This window comes from Streptomyces sp. NPDC060027 (assembly GCF_042737005.1).
In the GTDB taxonomy this organism is placed as follows: Bacteria; Actinomycetota; Actinomycetes; order Streptomycetales; family Streptomycetaceae; genus Streptomyces.
The window spans coordinates 1-17,136 of the sequence record NZ_JBHWVI010000194.1 but is presented as its reverse complement, the minus strand read 5'-3'; the positions used below and the strand labels follow the sequence as shown (position 1 = coordinate 17,136).

Here is a 17,136-nt window from a genome sequence, read left to right as displayed (position 1 = left end):
TTCTTTTTTTTATACGTTCCTGCGGTTTGGGGGGGGGGGGGGGGGGGGCGCCCCCCCGGGTACGGGAAGGGCAGGGGCGGAGGGGGCGAGAAAAGGCCCACCTGGTGCGGGCGGGCCCTCGCCGGTACCGCGGGCCCCGGAGCCCCGGGCTCGGCCCGGGCAGCCAGGGGTGCCGGGCTGCCCGGGGCCGCTCAGAAGCCCGCCGGCTCCGTGTACACCCCCCACTCGTCGCGCAGGACACCGCAGATCTCGCCCAGCGTGGCCTCCGCGCGGACCGCCTCCAGCATGGGGGCGATCATGTTGGAGCCGTCGCGGGCGGCGGCGAGCATGGCGTCCAGCGCGCCGCGCACGGCGGCCTCGTCACGGCCTTCCTTGCGCGAGGCCAGTTCACGGACCTGCTCACGCTCCACCTCGTGGCTGACCCGAAGGATCTCCAGGTCGCCGGTCACGGACCCGTGGTGGACGTTGACGCCGACGACCCGCTTGTCGCCCTTCTCGACCGACCGCTGGTACTGGAACGCCGACTCGGCGATCTCCCCGGTGAACCACCCGTCCTCGATCCCGCGCAGGATGCCGGAGGTGATGGGACCGATGGGGTGCTGCCCGTCGGGGTGCGCCCGCAGTCCGCGCTCCTTGATCTGCTCGAAGATCTTCTCCGCGTCGGCCTCGATGCGGTCGGTGAGCTGCTCGACGTACCAGGAACCGCCCAGCGGGTCGGCGACGTTGGCGACGCCGGTCTCCTCCATGAGCACCTGCTGCGTCCGCAGGGCGATCTCCGCGGCCTGCTCGGACGGCAGGGCGAGCGTCTCGTCCAGCGCGTTGGTGTGCAGCGAGTTCGTGCCGCCGAGGACCGCGGCGAGCGCCTCGACGGCGGTACGCACGACGTTGTTGTACGGCTGCTGGGCCGTCAGCGAGACTCCGGCGGTCTGCGTGTGGAAGCGCAGCCACTGCGCCTTCTCGGAGGTGGCGCCGTAGACGTCCCGCATCCAGCGGGCCCAGATGCGGCGGGCCGCACGGAACTTGGCGATCTCCTCGAAGAAGTCGACGTGGGCGTCGAAGAAGAAGGAGAGGCCGGGGGCGAAAACGTTCACGTCGAGCCCGCGGGAGAGCCCCAGTTCCACGTAGCCGAAGCCGTCCGCCAGGGTGTAGGCGAGCTCCTGCGCGGCTGTGGAGCCCGCCTCACGGATGTGGTAGCCGGAGACGGACAGCGGCTTGTACGCGGGGATCTTCTCGGCGCAGTGCTCCATCAGGTCGCCGATGAGGCGCAGGTGCGGCTCGGGCTGGAAGAGCCACTCCTTCTGGGCGATGTACTCCTTGAAGATGTCGGTCTGGAGGGTGCCGTTCAGCACGGAGGGGTCGATGCCCTGGCGCTCGGCGGCCACCAGGTACATGCAGAAGACCGGCACCGCGGGCCCGCTGATCGTCATCGACGTCGTGACGTCACCGAGCGGGATGTCCTGGAAGAGGACCTCCATGTCGGCCGCCGAGTCGATCGCGACGCCGCAGTGCCCGACCTCGCCGAGCGAACGCTTGTCGTCCGAGTCTCGGCCCATCAGGGTGGGCATGTCGAAGGCCACGGAGAGGCCCCCGCCGCCGTTGGCGAGGATCTTCTTGTAGCGCTCGTTGGTCTGCTCGGCGTTGCCGAACCCGGCGAACTGCCGGATGGTCCACGTACGCCCTCGGTAGCCGGTGGCGTAGAGCCCGCGCGTGTAGGGGTACTCGCCGGGCCAGCCAATCCGCTCGAAGCCGTCGTAGTTGTCCCCGGGCCGGGGACCGTACACCGGCTCCACGGGATCACCGGAGAGCGTGGTGAAGTCGGCCTCGCGCTTGCGCGAAGCGTCATAGCGGGCCTGCCAGCGTCGGCGGCCTTCCTCGATGGCGTGAGCGTCCATACCCTCGAATTTACTAGGACGTCCTAGTAAATGTCGATGGGAAACCGCCGTACGGTCCCGTACGACGGTTTCGGGTCAGGCCCCGGCGACCGCGGGAGAACCCTCCGCGACCTTGGACTCCAGCTCCTGGCTGATGCGGCGCTCCACGAAGAAGGCGGCCGTGGGGATCGTGCCCGCCAGCAGCACCCAGAGCTGCTTGCCGACCGGCCACTTCGCCTTGGAACCCAGGTCGAAGGCGAAAATCAGGTAGAGGACGTACAGCCAGCCGTGCGCGATGGCGACGACACGGGTGAAGTCCGCGGCGCCGTCGACGCCCAGGCCGTACTTGGCGATCATGCCGAGGCACAGCAGGACCAGCAGCACACCGGTGACGTAGGCCATGACGCGGTAGCGGGTCAGCACGCTCTTCTTCATGGCTACGAGGGTAACGACCCCTTTTGCGCGATCTTCGCGCGCCCCCACGCCTCGCCGGCCGCCCCCGCCCGCGTCGCCTCACCGGGCGTCGGCCTACCCGCCGTCGAAGTCGTGCGCGGCCACACGCAGCGGCCGCAGCATCGCGAAGATCTCCCCGCACTCCTCGGCGTCGTAGGCCCCGAGCCCGAAGTCCATCGCCATCAGGTCGCGGGTGGCCGCGTCGCAGACCTCGCGGCCCTTGTCCGTGATGGAGGCGAGGGTGCCCCGCCCGTCGTTGGGGTTCGGGCGCTTGTCGACGAGTCCCGACCGCACCAGCCGGTCCACCGTGTTGGTGACGGACGTCGGATGCACCATGAGCCGCTCGCCGATCTTGGACATCGGGAGCTCGCCCGCCTTCGAGAAGGTGAGGAGCACCAGCGCCTCGTAGCGCGCGAAGGTCAGTCCGTACGGCTTGACGACCGCGTCCACCTCGGCCAGCAGGATCTGGTGGGCGCGCATGATCGAGGTGATCGCGGCCATGGACGGCACGGAACCCCAGCGCTGCTTCCAGTGTTCGTCGGCGCGGGCGATGGGATCGAAGGCAAGACTGAGCGGCTTCGGCACGCCAAAGACCTTACCGGCCGGTCACATCGTGGTCAGCCCTGTCTCGCGTTTCGGTATCCGACCCCGCGACGAGCGGGCTCCGGACCCCCTCGGCCGGCTCGGTCCCGGCACCTTCCCGGCCCCGCCCTTCCCCCCGTTCGGTACGCCGCGCCGCCACCGCCAGGCCCACACAGACCACGGTCCCCAGCACGCCCGCGCCCACGACCGTCGCCCGCACACCGGCGAACTCCGCCACCACCCCCGACAACGCCATCCCCAGGCCCTGAACCGTCATCAGACCGGCCGTGTTCAACGTCATCGCGCGCCCGAGCAGCTCGTCCGGCACCGCCCGCACGAACCACTGGTCCAGGCCGAGGGTGTACGCCGATCCGGCACCGGCGAGCACCAGCAGGACCAGCGACCAGCCGAGACCGGGCCGCAGCGCGTAGCCGGCGTAGGGCAGCAGTGTCACGCAGACCAGCGGGAGCGTGATCCGGTTCCGGGTGGCCGGCCGCAGCCGCGCACCCGCGAACAGCTCCCCCGCGATCGTGCCGACCGGCAGCGCGCACATCAGCAGACCGAGCCCGGTCGAACCGGCCCCGATCCCGTCGGCGTACGGCGCCGCCAGCGCCTCCGGGGCGACGGCGAACATCGGCGGCACCCAGAACAGCAGGAGCAGCACGAGGATCCGGCGGTCGGCGAGCACCTGACGGGCACCACCGAGGGAGTCCCGTACGAGCGCCTGCCCCCGGTGCGCCCGCGCGGGCCGCCGCCGGGTGCCGAACCGCAGCAGCACGGCGGAGACCAGGAACGTGCAGACCGTGACGAGGAGCGCGTGGCGGGGCGACACGACGGTGAGCAGCAGCCCGCCCGTCCCGAATCCGGCCAGCAGCGCGCTCTGCGACACGATCCGCAGCAGGGAGCGGCCGAGCACGAACAGTTCACCGTCGCCCAGGACGTCCGCGAGGGTCGCCGTCCGTGTCCCCTGGAAGACCGGAGCGACCAGGGCGAGCGCGGCCCGCATCGCGAGCAGCACCGCGACGGGCGCGCCCGGCACCACCATCACGGCCACACATCCCGCGCACACCAGATCGCACACCACCAGGACCCGGCGGGCCGGGAAGCGGTCCGCGATGCCCGCGAGCAGGGTCCCGCCGATCAGATAGGGCAGAAAGCCGAGCGCGAACGTCAGGGCGCTCAGCAGCGGAGAGCCCGTCAGGTCGTAGACGAGGACGGAGAGCGCGATCTCGCTGACGACGAGCCCGAGCAGCGAGAACGCGTGCGCGGCGAAGACGGCACGGAACTCGGGCACGGCGAAGACGCGACCGTAGCCGGTGGGCGCCGAGGCTGTCTCCGGGGTGCTCTTCGAGGCGTTCCCCGCGGGGCCCGCCGGCGCGGGCACCGTCGCCGCGCCCTTCTTCTCTGCTTCTGGCATGGGCGTCAGCGTGCCCGGACGCACTCCGACCGCCGTAGAGTTTCGGTGTCAGCCGAATCTTCTGGGGTGTCATGCCGTCACTGCTGCACTTCGGGGAGGACGACCTCCTCAACTGCCGCTTCGCGGTGTCGCCTCTGTGGGAGACGCAGGAGGCGGTACGCACGCTCAACCGGCCCGCCCGGTACGGCTATCACGCACACTGGCTGCGCCGCATCCGCGCGGCGGCCGCCGGACTCGACCTCGCGCCGCTCTGGCTGCTGATGCCGCAGCGCGGCTACTCCCCCGACTGGCTCGGCCTGCCTCCGCTCGGCCCGGCGGCGAGCTTCGAGGAGGAGATCGCCGCGGTGCGCACGGCCGACCCCGCGGTGGCCCGCGAGGAGAGCGCGCGCTCCCTCGCCGACACCCCGGGCGCGCTCACCTCACCGCGCGGCCGGGCCCTGCTGGCGGACCCGGTGCGCATGGTGCGGGAACTGACCGAGGTGCTGGAACTGGCCTGGCACACCCTCGTCGAACCGGACTGGCCCCGGCTGCGCGCCCTGCTGGAGGCCGACATCGCCTTCCACTCGCGGCGGCTCGCGCAGGTCGGCCTCGGCGGACTGCTGCCGGAGATCGACGGGCGGTTCGGCTGGCGCTCCCACACCCTGACCGTCGAGGTCGGGGGCCGGCACGAACGGCACCTGTCCGGACAGGGCCTGGTCCTGATGCCGAGCGTCTTCTCCTGGCCGGACGTGATCAGCGACTTCGAAGCCCCCTGGCAGCCGACGCTCGTCTACCCGGCACGCGGCATCGGCGGCCTGTGGGCCGAGCCGACGGACCGCACCCCCGACGCGCTCGTACGACTGCTCGGGCGCGGCCGGGCCGCCGTGCTCACCGCGCTCGACGAGCCGGGCACCACGACGGCACTCGCCCACCGGCTGCGTCTCGCGCCGTCGTCGGTCTCCGCGCATCTCGCCGCCCTGCGCGACGCGGGCCTGCTCGTCTCACGCCGGTACGGGCACCAGGTGCTGTACGAGCGGACGCCGCTCGGGATCGCGCTGGCCTCGGGCGGCGACTGACACGGGGAGGCTCACCACGAGGCTCACCACGCCACGCCGCTTCCCTTCCGTAATGTCCCGTTGTGCAACGATTGGTGACCGGTCGTCACCTTCGCGCAAGGGAGCAGCATGCCCCGGCTGATCCACACCCTCGCGGCACTCGCGGTGCTCGGGCTCGCGGCGGGCTGCTCGCCCGCGCCCGAGGTCGGCGAGGCCTCCGTCGTCGGCGCCGCCTCGCAGCAGAGGGGCACCGCCGCCCGCTCCCCCTTCTGGGTCGACCCGACCGGCCCCGCGGCGCGGCAGATCCAGCTGTGGCGGCGGCAGGGCCGTACCCAGGACGCCGCTCTGCTGAAGCGGATCGCGGACGAGCCCGTCGCGCTGTGGCCAGCCGGCGAGACCGATCCGGGCCCGGCGGTCCGCTCGGCGACCGCGTCGGCGACCCGGCAAGGGCGAACGGCGCTGTTCGTGGCGTACGACATCCCGCACCGGGACTGCGGCCAGCACTCGGCGGGCGGAGCGGCGGACGCGGACGTCTACCGGCAGTGGATCGGCCTGTTCGCCGACGCCCTCGGCGACAGCCGGGCCCTGGTGATCCTGGAACCGGACGCGATTGCGCACATCGTGGACGGCTGCACTCCGGTGGAGTACCACGCCGAGCGCGAGCAGTTGCTGAACGAGGCGATCGTGCGGCTGAAGCGCCAGCCGCGCACCAGGGTGTACCTGGACGCCGGGAACCCGGCCTGGATCCGCGATTCCGGGAAACTGGTCGAACCCCTGGAGCGCGCCGGTGTCGCGAACGCCGACGGCTTCTCGCTCAACGTCGCCAACTTCCAGACGGAGGCCATCGCCAAGCAGTACGGCCTCGGCCTCTCCGGGCAACTCGGCGGCAAGCACTTCGTCGTCGACACCAGCCGCAACGGCAACGGCCCGCTGGAGGGCGCCTGGTGCAACCCGCCCGGCCGGGCGCTGGGCACCCCGCCGACCACCGCCACCGGAGAGCCGGCCCTCGACGCCTACCTGTGGATCAAGCGGCCGGGCGAGTCGGACGGAGCGTGCGGGGGCGGACCGGCGGCCGGCCAGTGGTGGCCGGACTACGCCCTGGAGCTGGCGCGCAACTCCGTCACGTGACCTGGATCCACTTCGCCTCGGACGGCGTTCCCCGGCCGTCCGTCACGAAGAGCATGTACCAGCCGGGTGGCACCAGGGTGCGGTCCCTCGGCACATCGACGGTGACCGAGTTCCCGGTCTTCGTCAGCCCCAGCTCGATCGACCGCTGCTCGACGTCCGTGGTGTGGGTGACGGCGCTGGGGCGCATCAGCCGGGCCTTGGCGACCCGTTCCGGGTGGTCGGTGGCGAAGGTCGCCCGGTGGCTCCGGTCGAGCACGTCGGGGCCGTGGCCCAGCACCGGACGGTTCTTGCCGTTCCTGTGCAGGGCGGGCGGGGTGAAGACCTCCATGCGCTGTTCGAAGTGGCCCAGTTTGGTGTTCCGCTGGTCGTCGAAGAGCGGGTCGGAGCCGAAGGTGGCGACGCGGCCGTCGGGCAGGAGCAGCGCCTCGGAGTGGTAGTTGCGGCCCACCCGCGGGGACGCCGCTTCATGGAAGACGTTGCCCTTGGGGTCGTAGAACTGCGCCTTGAGGATGTTGCTGGCGCTGCGTCCGCGGTAGTTCTCGGAGCCGTTGGTCGTGAAGACGGAGTCGTCCGGCATGATCACGCTGTTCAGATAGCGCGTGCCCTGGGGAAGATCGGGTCCGTCCTGGAAGGCCGGGCTGTCCTTCCTGAGGTCGACGACGGCGGTGCGCCGGGTGGATTTCTTGGACTCGCCGACGCCTCCGCCGCCGAGGATCATCACCTTCTGGTCCTGGGCGGGCGGGAGCAGGAGCGAGGCGGAGGTCTCCGTCTCGTCGGCGTCCCGCAGGCCGGGCACCTTCTCGAACGTGTTGGTCCGCAGGTCCCACAGGCCCGCCTCGCGGCCCTGGTCGGCGGGTCCGTATCCGGCGTTGGAGGCCGGGTAGAAGAGCTTGCCGCCCTTGGTGAGGAAGAGCGCCGGGTAGGTGGGGAAGTAGCGGTGGGGACCGGGGCTCCACTTCTTGGTCCTCGGGTCGTAGATCTCGTTGTCGCCGGGGTCGATGACCCCGACGTCGTCGAGGCCGGAGACGGCGAGGACCCGTCCGTCGTCGAGTCCGACGAGGGTCGGGTACCAGCGGGCCTTGTCCATCGGGTCGACGGGGATGTACTTCTCGGCCTTCGGGTCGAACTCGTAGGCGGCCCTGATGCCCTGGAAGTCCTGCTTCTCCAGGGTGATCCTCTCGGAGAGGCCGTACGTGTTGACGGCGTCCTCGCCGCGCAGACCGACGATCTCGTACTGGGCCTGCCGGTCGGTGACCGACCGCGGCCCCTCCTCCTCGGCCTCCACGAAGACGCGGGCCTCGCCGGCGGTGACCTTGGTCTTCCAGGGCTGCATGACGCCGGCCCGGTCGTAGGTGATGATCTGGTTCCGCTTGGCCCTGGGGATCGTCACGTCGAACCTGCTGGTGTAGTCGACACCGGCGGGTGAGCGGAAGACGGTGCCCTTCTTGAGGACGACGGCCTTGTCGGGGTTCTCGTTCTTCACGCGCATGCCGCCGCCGGCCCGCCCGACCTCGCCGTCCAGCCGTTCGTAGCGGGCGGTGCCGCCGGCCACGAGCATGCGGCCGTCGGGGAGTTGGGCGTGTCCGGAGCAGAAGAAGTCGGCCGGGGTGGGGACCTTCTTGAAGGTGTCCGTCCTCGGATCCCACAGGACGGTGTCGAAGGACCCCTTGTCGAACTTCTTCTGTTCGTTGCCCGACCCGGCGACGATGAGCACCTTCCCGGTGTGCAGCAGGGCCGCGTGGATCGCGTTGGTGCGGTACCGCTCGGGGATGTCGATCCGGCTCCAGGAGCCGTACTTCGCCTTGTAGGCGGGCCGGGAGATCTTGTACGCGTAGTACTGCTCGTCGGCGAAGCCGAGCGCCGCCGGGGCGTTGAGTCCCGCGAGGACGGCGATTCCCGCGATGCCGAGCACCGTCTTCTTCGTCTTCTTCGAGGGCCGGTACGCCATGGTCTAGGTGCCTCCTGTCGTGGAGCCGGTGACCGTGATGGAGGTGCCGCCCGCGGCCGGCGCCGGTTCGTGGCTGTCGGGAACCTGGGCGGGGGTGAGCCGTGCCGGCCGGGTCCGACGCTCCCCGACCAGGGTGCAGACCCAGACCACGACCGGTGCGAGGGAGATCGCCATGGCCAGCAGGGCCCAGGTCCGCATGGCCGCGTGGGTGTGCCCGAGGACCACCGACGCGCCGAGCGAGACGGCGAGGAGCACGGCCCAGCCGAGGTGGATACGGAAGGTCTGGAGCCGGTCGGGGCTGGCGTCACCGCCCTTGGGGGTCACGACGAAGCGGCTGGGGCGCCGGAGCAGGGCCTCGCCCAGCGACTTCAGATAGACGGGGGCCGACAGGGCCGACATCGCCATGCCGGCCAGGCCGCCGGAGCCCTCGGGTTCGTGCGGCGAGACGTTGTGGCGCCGGTTCCACAGGTACAGGCCGATCTGGAGGGCGGCGGCGTCGCTGTAGAGCATCAGCCACACGGAGGCCGTGACCTGGGTCCCGGAGGCCCCGAACCAGAGGAACAGGAAGCAGCTGAGGATGCCCAGCAGCCAGTTGACGGCCGTCATCGGGTAGTAGACGAGCATCAGGGTGTACGAGAACAGCCGGCCGGAGGGCATGGTGAACGGTGCCTTCCAGTACTGCTTGAGCAGGGTCTCGTAGGTGCCGCGCGACCAGCGCAGCTGCTGGGTGAAGAAGTCGGTCCAGGAGGAGGGTCCCTCACCGACGGCGAGGACGTCCGGTGTGTAGACGGACCGCCAGTGCCGGCCCGTCCTCGGGTTCCGGTGCCGGTGCAGCTCGAACCCGGTGGCCATGTCCTCGGTGATGGAGTCGTACAGCCCCCCGATCTGCTTGAGGGCCGCGATGCGCACGACGTTGTTGGTGCCGACGAACATGGGCGCGCGGTAGCGGTTGCCGGCCCGCTGGATCAGGGCGTGGAAGAGGAACTGCTGGGACTCGGCGGCCTTGGTGACGGGGTTCTCGTAGTTCCCGTACACCTGGGGGCCGACGACGAACGCCACGTCGGGGTCCCGGAAGTAGCCCATCATGCGCTCGAGGAAGCCGGGCAGCGGGACGTGGTCGGTGTCGACCGAGGCGAGGAAGTCGTACGCGTGACCGTGGAGGGCGAGCCACGCGTTGTAGTTGCCGTGCTTGGTGCGGGCCTTGTGCCTCCCGTCGGGGCGGTTCCACTCGGGCACCCCGTTCCGGGTGAAGTGCCGCACCCCGAGTTCGGCGCACAGGCCCCGGGCCAGCTCGTCGTCGCCCTCGTCGAGAAGCCAGATGTCGAGGGGGCCGGTATGGGTGATCCCGACCGCGCCTTCGAGGGTGGCGCGGACCGTGGCGAGGGGTTCCTTTCCCGGGACGTAGGTGGTGAGGAAGGCGACCCGGGTCGCCTGTGCGGGGACGACGGGAACGGGGTCGCTGGCGACCATCGTCGCGTGGGCGATGCTCATGACGTTGACGACCATGAACAGCTCGATCAGACCGATGGCTATGAGCATGGTGACGTCGAGGCCGATCAGCCACCGCTCGCCGCCCTCGCGCTCCACCCAGTGGGTGGGCCAGACGAGGTAGACGAGGAGCGCGCCGGTGAGAAGGGGCGCGAGCGTCATCAGCAGGACGGCTCGTATTCGGTGCGGTTCGCGCGACAGGAGCTTGGTGTACTGCACCCGGTAGGCCGTACCGGACGAAGGCTGGGTCAGAGGTCCGGCGAGTCGGCTGTAGGTGTCGTAGTCGTAGCCCTCGGGCCGCACATCGCCCTCCAGTGGTTGAACGTGTCAGGTGATCGTTCTGGCTGGTACCCACACATAAGTGGAGTTTTCCTGACGTGTCGAACGGGGCGCGTCCGAAGGGGTACCCGGGGCGTGCGGGCGGGTGGTCTTTCGCACCTGAGGCGCCGTCACCGCCGTCACGCGGCCGCCGGCACGGTCCGGGCACGAAAAACCCCGGTCCAGGGGACCGGGGTTCAGGGGTGTGGGCTCCGCGCCCGGGAATCACGCCGACAGGTGTCGTTCCACCGTTTCCACCTTGGAGGTGAGACCGTCCGTCACCCCGGGGCGGATGTCCGCCTTGAGGACGACCGAGACACGGGGCGCGCGTTCCTCGACGACGGCGACGGCCCGCTTGACGACGGCCATCACCTGGTCCCAGTCACCTTCGATCGTGGTGAACATCGCGTCGGTGCGGTTGGGCAGGCCCGATTCACGGACGACCCGGACGGCCTCGGCGACGTACTCCCCCACGTCCTCGCCGACACCGAGCGGCGTCACGGAGAAGGCGACGATCATGCGGTCACGACCCCTTCCTTGCGGGCGCGGGAGGCGATGACCGCGTCCTCGGCCTCGCGCTTGAGCTTGCGCTCGGCGAAGAAGCCGCCGGTGGGCAGGACGGAGAGGGCGAGGTAGAAGGCCGCGATGCCGACGCTCCACCGGGCGCGGTACCAGGCGAACGCCCAGAAGATCACGTACAGGATGAAGAGGACACCGTGGATCGCGCCCATGACGGGCACGGCGTTGAACTCCGTGGTCCGCTTCAGCACCGAGCAGACGAGCAGCAGCAGGAAGGAAACGGCTTCGGGGGCCGAGACCAGGCGGAGGCGGCGGAGTGCGGTGGCGGTCTTTATGTCCACGGGTCACCTTCGGTGGGAGTTTCGCTGTCGGGGGGAACGCTGCTTTGTGAACGCAAGCACAAGCGTCCCGGTCATTGTGGCATCCGGAGAGCGGGATCCCGGGTCCGGGGCCTCTCGGGGTCGTCTCGGGGGTGACATCCGCCCGGAGGCTCTGTCGGCGGTCCGGCGCTGCGGCTACCTTCACAGCGTGGCGATGTTTCGACTTCAAGGCAGCAAGGTGCTGGCCGTCGACATGACCGGGGACGCCGTGAAGGCGAAGAACGGCTCCATGGTCGCGTACGACGGCCAGATGGCCTTCAAGAAGCTCAGCGGAGGCGGTGAGGGGATACGGGGGATGGTGACCCGGCGCCTCACCGGTGAGCAGATGACGATGATGGAGGTGAAGGGGCACGGGACGTGCTGGTTCGCGGACCGGGCCTCGGAGATCAATCTGGTGGGTCTTCAGGGGGACAAGCTGTACGTGGAGTCGAGCAATCTGCTCGCGACGGACGCGGGTCTGCGCACGGGTACGACGTTCACGGGGCTGCGCGGCGCCTCGCAGGGCAACGGTCTGTTCACGACCACCGTCGAGGGCCACGGCCAGGCGGCGATCATGTCGGACGGGCCCGCTGTGGTGCTGCGCGTCAGTTCCCAGTACCCGCTGACGGTCGATCCGGGGGCGTACATCGCGCATCAGGGCAACGTGCGGCAGTCGCTGCAGTCCGGTGTGACGTTCCGCACGTTGATGGGCGAGGGCGGCGGCGAGGCGTTCCAGATGCGCTTCGAGGGCGACGGGCTCGTCTACGTCCAGCCCAGTGAGCGCAACACGATCGCGGGGGATGTGTGACATGCCGTTCCGCGAGGTGAATTCGAAGATGGTCGAGGCGACGGTGATGCCGGGCCAGCGGCTGTTCAGTCAGCGCGGGGCGATGCTCGCGTACAAGGGCGAGGTGTCGTTCACGCCCAACATGCAGGGCGGGCAGGGCGGTGTGATGTCGATGATCGGCCGCCGGCTGGCCAACGAGGCGACTCCCCTGATGACCGTCGAGGGTGCGGGCACGGTGCTCTTCGGGCACGGCGGCCACCATGTCCAGGTGATCAGCCTCACCGGTGACACCTTGTACGTCGAGGCGGACCGGCTGCTGGCCTTCGACGGGACGCTGGAGCAGGGCACGATGTTCCTGGGCTCGCAGGGCGGCGTGATGGGCATGGTGCGGGGCCAGGTGACGGGCCAGGGGCTCTTCACGACCACGCTCAAGGGGCACGGCGCGGTGGCCGTCATGGCGCACGGCGGTGTCTTCGAGGTCCCGATCACTCCGCAGCGGGCGGTGCACGTCGACCCGCAGGCGTACGTGGCGCACCACGGCGACGTGCGCAACAAGCTGTCCACGGCGCTGGGCTGGCGCGACATGGTGGGCCGCGGTTCGGGCGAGGCGTTCCAGCTGGAGCTGAGCGGGAGCGGTTCGGTGTACGTCCAGGCCTCGGAGGAGAAGCTGTGAGCGGGTACGGAGCCCCGGGCGGCCCGGTGATCCACGATCCGATGTCGCTGCCGGTCGACGACAACGTCAACAACTACACCTTCTGCGTGGAGCTCAAGGGGAGCCAGTGGTTCCTGCAGAAGGGCAAGATGATCGCCTACTACGGGTCGATGGAGTTCAACGGCATCGGGCACGGCCGTCTGGACCGACTTGTCCGTACGTCGTTCCATTCGCCTCTGCACGCAAGCGACTGGGTCGTGGCGGAGGGTTCGGGCAAGATGCTCCTCGCCGACCGGGCCTTCGACGTGAATTCGTACGACTTGGACGAGGGCAACCTGACCATTCGCTCCGGCAACTTGCTCGCTTTTCAGCCAAGTCTGGCACTCAAGCAATCGATCGTGCCGGGGTTTCTGACACTGATCGGAACCGGCAAGTTCGTGGCCGCGTCCAACGGTCCGGTGGTGTTCATGGAACCCCCGATCCGGGTGGACCCGCAGGCCCTGGTCGGATGGGCGGACTGCCCGTCCCCGTGCCACCACTACGACCACGGGTACATGACCGGCGTGATGGGCGGTCTACGTGCGATGACGGGCCTCGGAGGGGCTTCCGGGGAGGAGCACCAGTTCGAGTTCGTGGGGGCGGGCACGGTGCTGCTCCAGTCCACCGAGATCCTGATGGCGGAGCAGGCCACCGGGGCGGTCCCGCATCAGGCCGGAGTGCCAGGCGCGGGAGGGGTGCCCGGTCAGCACGGGCAGCAAGCCGGCGCACCGCGCCTTCCCGGACAGCTGGGGGACCTCCAGCGTCGCTTCGGGCTGTGAGCGGTAGTCTGCGGAGTGTGACATCGAACGCGTGCGCGCAGTCACACCACCCCTCACTAGTTCGCCTTTCAACATTTTAGGTAGACTTCACATATGGAGACCGAGACGGCCACGCGCTGGCTGACCGATGCGGAGCAGTGCGCCTGGCGCACCCACCTGGAGGTCAACAGGCTGTTGACGTACCAGCTCGAAAGGGATCTTCAGCCGTTCGGGCTGACGATGAACGACTACGAGATTCTGGTGAACCTCTCCGAGTCGGAGGGCGTACGCATGCGGATGAGCGACCTCGCCTCCGCCACCCTCCAGTCCAAGAGCCGCCTCTCGCACCAGATCACGCGCATGGAGAACGCGGATCTGGTGCGCCGGGAGAACTGCGAGTCCGACCGGCGAGGGCTGTACGCGGTCCTCACCGAGCACGGCATGGAGACGATGAAGAAGGTCTCGCCGCATCATGTGGCGTCCGTACGGAGGCACTTCATCGACCTGCTGTCACCGGAGGCGCTGGAGGACCTGCACAAGTCGCTGCGGCCGATCGCCGAGCACCTGTTGGGACAGCGCGGCAAGCCGTAGCCCCCGTCAGGAGGCCTGGCGCGGCAACCGGAGCTCGAAGAGCGCTCCGCCGGCGGGCGCCTCACCGACCGTGAGCGTCCCGCCGTGCCGGACGGCCACGTCCCGGGCGATGGCGAGGCCGAGACCGGCTCCGCCGTCGTCCCGGCTGCGGGCGTCGTCCAGCCGTACGAACCGCTCGAAGACCCGATCGCGCTGACCGGCGGGGATCCCGTCCCCGTCGTCGGCGACGGTCAGCACCGCCCACCCGCCGTCGCCGCGCACCCGCACCTCGACCCGCTCCCGGGCATGCCGCCGCGCGTTGTCCAGCAGATTGGCCAGCAGCCGCCCCACCTGCCCCCGGGACCCGGACACCTCCAGGGCGTCCTCCGCCGCGACCGCGACCCCGGCCCGGCGTCCGCCCTCCTCCGCCGCGAGGACACCCAGGTCGAAGCGTCCGTCCACCGGCCGCTCCCCCGCGTCCAGCCGGGCGAGCAGCAGCAGGTCCGCGGCCAGCCGCTGCAGCCGTACGGTGTCCTCGACCGCGCCCGCCACGTCGAGCAGCTCCGGATGAGCGGCGCCCACCTCGAGCTGGGTCCGCAGCGAGGCGATGGGGCTGCGCAGCTCGTGCGAGGCGTCGGCGACGAACCGGCGCTGCCGCTCCACCGAGGCCTCCAGCGCGGCCAGCGTCTCGTTCGTGGTCCGGGCCAGCCGGGCGACCTCGTCGTGCGCGGCGGGAACGGGCACGCGCCGCGCGAGGTTCTGCGAGGCGGTGATGGCGGCCATCTCGCCGCGGATCCCCTCGACGGGACGCAGGGCGCGCCGGGTCACCCGCCAGGTCACCCCCGCCACCGTCGCCAGGAGGAGCGGCAGGCCGATCAGCATCGCCGTCAGGGCGGTCCGGACGGCTCCCTGTTCGGCGGCGAGCGGGGCGCCCGCGTGCACGGTGAGCGTGACGTCCTGGGGGGTGGTGACCTCCACGGCCGCGAACCGGTACGCCGCGGTGTCGCCGTCGACCGTGGCGGTCCCCTGGCTGTTGCGCACGTCCTCGGAGATCTGTCCCACCGCGGGATCGTCGTCGTCCCGCCCGGCGTCGTCCCCGCCACCGCCCTTCCCGCTGCCGCTGCCCCGGCCGCTCCGCCTGCCGTGGTTGTCGTCCTCGCCGTCGTCGTCCTGGGCGGTCGCGGACGGCACCGGGCTCGCGCTCGGACTCCGGCTCGCGGTCGGGCCCGGCCCCACCCCGGCGATCCCCGTCCCCTCGACGCTCTCCAGGTCCTCGCTCGCGGCGACCAGCCGTCCCTCCTCCTCGGCCACCTGCACCGGGTGCTCCTCGGCGTCGCCGAGCTCCATGTCCCCGTAGGCGATGCCCGCGGCCAGCTGCGAGGCCACGTGACGGGCCGCCGAGTCGGCCTGGGCGTCCGCCTGGTCGACGAGGTCGGCTCGCAGCGAGAGGAGCACGGCGGCGCCCGCGGCGACGAGGGCGACGGCGACCACGACGGTGGCGGCGAGGGTCGCCTTGGCCCGTACGGACCCGAACAGGCGCCTCACCGTGCGTCCAGGCGGTAGCCGGCCCCGCGCACGGTCCCGATCGTCTCGGCGCCGAGTTTGCGGCGCAGCGCGCTGACGTAGACCTCGACGATGTTGGGGTCGCCGTCGTACGCGAAGTCCCAGACGTGTTCGAGGATCTCGGCCTTGGAGACGACCTCGCCGGCCCGCAGCACCAGATGTTCGAGGACGGAGAACTCCTTGGTGGTGAGCGCGACCTCGCCCCCGTCGCGCAGCACGCGCCGGGCGGCGGTGTCGACCTCCATGCGGCCGAGGACGTGCACGGGTGAGGCCCCGGCCTGCCCGCGCCGTCGCAGCAGCGCCTTGATACGGGCGACGAGCACCACGTAGGAGAAGGGCTTCGTCAGATAGTCGTCGGCGCCGGTGTCGAGCCCCTCGGCCTCGTCGTACTCGCCGTCCTTGGCGGTGAGCATCAGGATCGGGACGTCGTGTCCGGCGGAACGGAGCGCGGCGCAGACGCGGTAGCCGTTCATGCCGGGCAGCATGATGTCGAGGACAACAAGGTCGTGGTGTCCCTCGGAGGCCCGGTGCAGGCCTTCGAGCCCGTCGTGCACGACGTCCACGGCGTAGCCCTCGGCCCTCAGACCCCTCGCGAGCGACAGGGCGAGCCGCTTCTCGTCCTCCACGATCAACAGGCGCATGAGCACAGCGTCGCAAACCGAACCTGAAGACGCCTTCAGGTTTCTTCAGGCTGCCTTCAGCGTCCGTCCCGCAGATTGGTCCCCGTCGCACCGCACAGCGGTACGTCCTGGACGAAACAGCGTGAACCAGCGGACAACGGGAGGCACTTCATGAAGCGCAGCATCGTCATCGCCACGGTCGCGGTCGCGACCCTGGTCGCCGGAGGCACGGCGACGGCCCTCGCCGTCACGGGGAACGACGCGACGGCACCGGCGAAACGGTCGAGCGTACAGCCGGGTACGGACGACGCCCGGGACACCACGGAGGCCGAACGCACCGCCTCGCCCACGGCCACGGCCACGGGACCGAGCGCGGCCGGGCGGCCGACCCTGACGGCGGAGGACGCCGTCACCCGCGCGCTGGCACACACGCCGGGCACCGCCGTCGGCGCCGAACTCGACGACGAGCACGGCGCCGTGATCTGGGAGGTCGAGATCATCGACCCCGCGGGCGCCTGGCGCGACGTCCGGGTCGACCCGTCCACCGGCAAGGTGCTCGGCTCCCGGACCGGGCACGAGGACGACACCGCCCGGGTACGGGCCACGCTCACGGGCACGTCCGTCTCGTTGGCCGAGGCCGCCCGGGCCGCCGCGGCCAAGGGCACGGTCACCTCGATCGACGTCGACGACGACGACGGGACACACGCCTGGGACGTGGAGACCCTGACGCCGAACGGCATCGAGCGGGAGTGGCGGATCGACCTCCGCACGGGCCGCATCACACCGGACCACGGATCGGACGACAGGTCGCACGACGTGTCCGACGACCGGACGGCACGCGGTTCGGACGACCGGACGGCGAGTGGTTCGGACGACCGTTCCGAGCGCGGCTCGGACGACCGGGCCGGACACACGTCGCACCACGGCGCGGGGCACGGGTCGGACGACGGATCGGAGCGGGGGTCGGACGACGACTGACCGGACGAGCGGGGACCGACCGGGCCGGGCGCGCACGATGTCGCTGTACATC

The 17,136-nt window shown here is 70.7% G+C and carries 17 protein-coding genes; 7 read left to right on the top strand and 10 right to left on the bottom strand.

Annotated elements, in window-relative coordinates:
- Window positions 1-191 precede the first annotated feature (191 nt).
- From ACFWBT_RS33525 to ACFWBT_RS33510, 4 genes are all read right to left on the bottom strand, one after another.
- Window positions 192-1,892 carry a methylmalonyl-CoA mutase gene (locus ACFWBT_RS33525; protein ID WP_385706747.1) on the bottom strand — a complete coding sequence of 567 codons (1,701 nt, stop codon included), beginning with the start codon at window positions 1,890-1,892 and terminating at the stop codon, window positions 192-194.
- Between the two features lie 75 nt (window positions 1,893-1,967).
- A complete protein-coding gene (locus tag ACFWBT_RS33520; protein ID WP_385706746.1) occupies window positions 1,968-2,306 on the bottom strand; it encodes a DUF3817 domain-containing protein in 339 nt (112 codons plus the stop codon).
- 93 nt (window positions 2,307-2,399) lie between these two features.
- Window positions 2,400-2,909, bottom strand: coding sequence for a MarR family winged helix-turn-helix transcriptional regulator (locus tag ACFWBT_RS33515; RefSeq protein WP_385706745.1), 510 nt, complete (start codon window positions 2,907-2,909; stop codon window positions 2,400-2,402).
- A gap of 10 nt (window positions 2,910-2,919) precedes the next feature.
- Complete coding sequence (locus ACFWBT_RS33510) at window positions 2,920-4,323, bottom strand: MFS transporter (RefSeq protein WP_385706744.1); 1,404 nt, start codon at window positions 4,321-4,323, stop codon at window positions 2,920-2,922.
- 71 nt (window positions 4,324-4,394) lie between these two features.
- Here ACFWBT_RS33510 and ACFWBT_RS33505 point away from each other — a divergent pair, with 71 nt between their 5' ends.
- Both ACFWBT_RS33505 and ACFWBT_RS33500 read left to right on the top strand, forming a co-directional pair.
- Window positions 4,395-5,378: a DUF5937 family protein gene (locus ACFWBT_RS33505; RefSeq protein ID WP_385706743.1), complete on the top strand. Its 984-nt coding sequence runs from the start codon at window positions 4,395-4,397 to the stop codon at window positions 5,376-5,378.
- A 108-nt stretch (window positions 5,379-5,486) separates the two neighbouring features.
- On the top strand, window positions 5,487-6,485 hold the full coding sequence (locus ACFWBT_RS33500; protein ID WP_385706742.1) for a glycoside hydrolase family 6 protein: 999 nt from the start codon (window positions 5,487-5,489) through the stop codon (window positions 6,483-6,485).
- On the opposite strand, the gene ACFWBT_RS33495 is transcribed toward ACFWBT_RS33500, so the two are convergent.
- The 4 genes from ACFWBT_RS33495 to ACFWBT_RS33480 all read right to left on the bottom strand — a co-directional run bounded on the left by ACFWBT_RS33495 (window position 6,478) and on the right by ACFWBT_RS33480 (window position 11,099).
- On the bottom strand, window positions 6,478-8,433 hold the full coding sequence (locus tag ACFWBT_RS33495; RefSeq protein WP_385706741.1) for a galactose oxidase-like domain-containing protein: 1,956 nt from the start codon (window positions 8,431-8,433) through the stop codon (window positions 6,478-6,480). The two genes, ACFWBT_RS33500 and ACFWBT_RS33495, sit on opposite strands and share 8 nt — an antisense overlap.
- Window positions 8,434-8,436: 3 nt before the next feature.
- The gene (locus tag ACFWBT_RS33490) at window positions 8,437-10,224 is read right to left on the bottom strand and encodes a glycosyltransferase family 2 protein (protein WP_385706740.1); all 1,788 of its coding nucleotides are present in this window, start codon (window positions 10,222-10,224) and stop codon (window positions 8,437-8,439) included.
- 240 nt (window positions 10,225-10,464) lie between these two features.
- Window positions 10,465-10,758, bottom strand: a complete 294-nt coding sequence (locus ACFWBT_RS33485) for an MTH1187 family thiamine-binding protein (RefSeq protein WP_385706739.1) — start codon at window positions 10,756-10,758, stop codon at window positions 10,465-10,467.
- Window positions 10,755-11,099, bottom strand: coding sequence for a DUF3817 domain-containing protein (locus ACFWBT_RS33480; RefSeq protein ID WP_385706738.1), 345 nt, complete (start codon window positions 11,097-11,099; stop codon window positions 10,755-10,757). The genes ACFWBT_RS33485 and ACFWBT_RS33480 overlap by 4 nt, the downstream gene beginning before the upstream one ends.
- 193 nt (window positions 11,100-11,292) lie before the next feature.
- Between ACFWBT_RS33480 and ACFWBT_RS33475 the strand changes: the two genes are divergently transcribed.
- The 4 genes from ACFWBT_RS33475 to ACFWBT_RS33460 all read left to right on the top strand — a co-directional run bounded on the left by ACFWBT_RS33475 (window position 11,293) and on the right by ACFWBT_RS33460 (window position 13,944).
- Window positions 11,293-11,925 (top strand): AIM24 family protein, encoded by a 633-nt coding sequence (locus tag ACFWBT_RS33475; RefSeq protein WP_385706748.1) that lies wholly within the window; start codon window positions 11,293-11,295, stop codon window positions 11,923-11,925.
- A gap of 1 nt (window position 11,926) precedes the next feature.
- A complete protein-coding gene (locus tag ACFWBT_RS33470) occupies window positions 11,927-12,577 on the top strand; it encodes an AIM24 family protein (RefSeq protein WP_385706737.1) in 651 nt (216 codons plus the stop codon).
- Complete coding sequence (locus tag ACFWBT_RS33465; RefSeq protein WP_266762881.1) at window positions 12,574-13,374, top strand: AIM24 family protein; 801 nt, start codon at window positions 12,574-12,576, stop codon at window positions 13,372-13,374. The genes ACFWBT_RS33470 and ACFWBT_RS33465 overlap by 4 nt, the downstream gene beginning before the upstream one ends.
- 93 nt (window positions 13,375-13,467) lie before the next feature.
- On the top strand, window positions 13,468-13,944 hold the full coding sequence (locus ACFWBT_RS33460; RefSeq protein WP_103550943.1) for a MarR family winged helix-turn-helix transcriptional regulator: 477 nt from the start codon (window positions 13,468-13,470) through the stop codon (window positions 13,942-13,944).
- A 6-nt stretch (window positions 13,945-13,950) separates the two neighbouring features.
- On the opposite strand, the gene ACFWBT_RS33455 is transcribed toward ACFWBT_RS33460, so the two are convergent.
- Together ACFWBT_RS33455 and ACFWBT_RS33450 are read right to left on the bottom strand one after the other, a co-directional pair.
- Window positions 13,951-15,468, bottom strand: a complete 1,518-nt coding sequence (locus ACFWBT_RS33455) for a sensor histidine kinase (protein WP_385706736.1) — start codon at window positions 15,466-15,468, stop codon at window positions 13,951-13,953.
- On the bottom strand, window positions 15,465-16,127 hold the full coding sequence (locus ACFWBT_RS33450) for a response regulator transcription factor (RefSeq protein WP_385706735.1): 663 nt from the start codon (window positions 16,125-16,127) through the stop codon (window positions 15,465-15,467). Before ACFWBT_RS33450 ends, ACFWBT_RS33455 begins: the two co-directional genes overlap by 4 nt.
- A 150-nt stretch (window positions 16,128-16,277) precedes the next feature.
- Between ACFWBT_RS33450 and ACFWBT_RS33445 the strand changes: the two genes are divergently transcribed.
- Window positions 16,278-17,084, top strand: coding sequence for a PepSY domain-containing protein (locus tag ACFWBT_RS33445; protein ID WP_385706734.1), 807 nt, complete (start codon window positions 16,278-16,280; stop codon window positions 17,082-17,084).
- Window positions 17,085-17,136 lie beyond the last annotated feature (52 nt).

Bases quoted from the DNA above. Each gene is read 5' to 3' on its own strand.
- ACFWBT_RS33525 (WP_385706747.1), bottom strand. From the start codon at position 1,892: ATGGACGCTCACGCCATCGAGGAAGGCCGCCGACGCTGGCAGGCCCGC.
- ACFWBT_RS33520 (WP_385706746.1), bottom strand. From the start codon at position 2,306: ATGAAGAAGAGCGTGCTGACCCGCTACCGCGTCATGGCCTACGTCACC.
- ACFWBT_RS33510 (WP_385706744.1), bottom strand. From the start codon at position 4,323: ATGCCAGAAGCAGAGAAGAAGGGCGCGGCGACGGTGCCCGCGCCGGCG.
- ACFWBT_RS33505 (WP_385706743.1), top strand. From the start codon at position 4,395: ATGCCGTCACTGCTGCACTTCGGGGAGGACGACCTCCTCAACTGCCGC.
- ACFWBT_RS33500 (WP_385706742.1), top strand. From the start codon at position 5,487: ATGCCCCGGCTGATCCACACCCTCGCGGCACTCGCGGTGCTCGGGCTC.
- ACFWBT_RS33495 (WP_385706741.1), bottom strand. From the start codon at position 8,433: ATGGCGTACCGGCCCTCGAAGAAGACGAAGAAGACGGTGCTCGGCATC.
- ACFWBT_RS33485 (WP_385706739.1), bottom strand. From the start codon at position 10,758: ATGATCGTCGCCTTCTCCGTGACGCCGCTCGGTGTCGGCGAGGACGTG.
- ACFWBT_RS33475 (WP_385706748.1), top strand. From the start codon at position 11,293: ATGTTTCGACTTCAAGGCAGCAAGGTGCTGGCCGTCGACATGACCGGG.
- ACFWBT_RS33470 (WP_385706737.1), top strand. From the start codon at position 11,927: ATGCCGTTCCGCGAGGTGAATTCGAAGATGGTCGAGGCGACGGTGATG.
- ACFWBT_RS33460 (WP_103550943.1), top strand. From the start codon at position 13,468: ATGGAGACCGAGACGGCCACGCGCTGGCTGACCGATGCGGAGCAGTGC.
- ACFWBT_RS33450 (WP_385706735.1), bottom strand. From the start codon at position 16,127: ATGCGCCTGTTGATCGTGGAGGACGAGAAGCGGCTCGCCCTGTCGCTC.
- ACFWBT_RS33445 (WP_385706734.1), top strand. From the start codon at position 16,278: ATGAAGCGCAGCATCGTCATCGCCACGGTCGCGGTCGCGACCCTGGTC.